General features: G+C 44.9%; 1 protein-coding gene. It reads right to left on the reverse strand.

All coding sequences use genetic code 11. The annotated features are described in order from the left end of the window. Positions 1-112 precede the first annotated feature (112 nt). Complete coding sequence (gene ltrA, locus AB4209_RS21540; RefSeq protein ID WP_372057320.1) at positions 113-1,585, reverse strand: group II intron reverse transcriptase/maturase; 1,473 nt, start codon at positions 1,583-1,585, stop codon at positions 113-115. Between the last annotated feature and the right edge of the window lie 583 nt (positions 1,586-2,168).

Here is a 2,168-nt window from a genome sequence, read left to right on the forward strand (position 1 = left end):
GGTCGGGTAGACGACACTTGTTACCAAGTGCCGTCCCCCTAAGAACCCAGCGTGCAACTTTCACTGCACTAGGCTCAAGCCTTCACGAAGGCATCGTTTGATACCCAGCAACTTATAAAGCAGCGAGAGTAGGCTCCTTCCAAGAGTTGCGAGCTTGCCTTTTTGACTTTCTCTTAGCCAAGTATTCTTGGTGTTGAGGGTCATATGGTGTCGCTGCACTTCGGATTTTTACATGTCTCTCGATCGGTACTTTGGCTATTTGGAAGAGATTGAACTGGCAATCCATATCCATGATCTTCTGCCAACCATGAAAATGCCATTGGCCTTTTCGGTTGACGAAGTATTTAAGGGCCACCCAAGTTTTGGATTTTGTCGGATGACGCCTCACTGCCCAGTACCATAATGCAAGAAATAGCTTATGACCTACATATCCGAATACCTGTTTAGCCACGCAATGGCGATAATAATTAGCCCAACCCCTTAATTTCGGATTTATCAGTTTGATAAGATCGTTTACAGAGGTTGTTGCATGCTTTTTGATGAGTTCGCGCAGATTACTCAAGAACAGCAATGTGTTAGATTTACTCGGTTTAATGAGCAATTTCCCTTTGTACTTTCTGTGATTGAACCCTAGAAAGTTAAAGCCGTTATCGATGTGTGTAATGTGCGTTTTCTCTTCGGATAATGTTAAGCCTCTTTCCGCTAAAAATTCAGCGATCAACGGTTTGATATCGTTCTCCAACACTTCCTTTGAAGCGCAGGTGACGACGAAATCGTCGGCGTATCCAATGAAATTGGCTCTACTACCCTTTTTGAGGGCCGTAGACTTAATATGCTGCTCAAGTCCAGCAAGAGTCATTAGCATCAAGGTTGGTGATATTATCCCACCTTGCGGTGTTCCCTCATCGGTGCGATAAAACAGACCTTTGTCCATAAAGCCAGATTTTAGCCATTGTTCCAACATTCTCTTATCAATAACGATGTTATCAAGAAGCCATTGATGGCCGATCTTGTCGAAACAAGCTTTAATATCCCCTTCAAGTACCCATTTAGCTGATTTCTTTAATGCCAAACATTTGAAACACTGCCCAACTGCATCGGCAGTACTGCGATTTGGCCTAAATCCATAACTATTAGGGTCAGCAAGCATTTCCGATATAGGCTCTAATGCAAGAAGATGGAGGGCTTGTTGCGCTCTGTCAATCATGCATGGAATGCCTAATGGTCTGAGCTTGCCGTTCTTTTTAGGGATGTAGATACGCTTGAGCGGTTGGGCTTTGTACGCCTTTCGACTCAATTGATTAACTGCTTTTATGCGGCGTGCATCTGTGTTCCAGATGACACCATCTATTCCAGACGTTTTACTACCTTTATTTTGAGATACTCGCCTTACTGCAAGAAGCTTGGCTGAGCGAGAATGAGTTAGTACCCACTGCAAGGCTTTCGCTTTACCGTGTTTACCTTCTCTAGTTGCCTTTGCGATACGCATCTGAAGCTTTAATACATGCGACTCAATAGGTTTCCAGTCGATAGACTGCCATTGAGCACTGTCAGGAGAGGCACTAATCTCTTTAGAAATCATCATTTGCGTTTCTCCTTAAATAAAGTTCTTCAAACTCTCTCGCAACGAAAGACCAGTCGGAAGTGGGCTCACTTTCGTGACCAGACACGAGTCTGTATCTGCATCGTTACAATGCAGCCTTCGCTTTCTCCGACCTCCTTTACCCGCATCACTATCGGCCACAAGGGCTTTCCCATAGGGAGCGATACAGGCTTACCCTGTTCCGTATGTTACGTAAAATGTCAACTTAGATGCCCACTCTAGTGCGGAGAGTACTTTGATCACGAAAGGCCAATGCCCAACTCCTTTCCGACTCTCGTTGCCGTTTTGGCCACAGCGTATTAACCACTTCCGCTGCTTCATCATATGACGCACCTTTAATGGATTCACATACGTTCATCATATTGACTCCCTAGCACTTACCCGAATTGTGGTTTTCAGGAGGAACATCCTCTCACGATTTTGTTCCCACTCAGCCTAACGGCCAAGTTTCGTTACATTGTCAGATCCGCTACTTTATTCAGGATCTTAGGGTCATCTGGTGATACAGATGGTTCACTCTTGTCGTGGTGAACAACGCTTCATACGACTTCAGGTCGCACGGGCA

It is taken from the genome of Vibrio sp. 10N.286.48.C11, assembly GCF_041469805.1.
Taxonomy (GTDB): Bacteria; Pseudomonadota; Gammaproteobacteria; order Enterobacterales; family Vibrionaceae; genus Vibrio; species Vibrio crassostreae_C.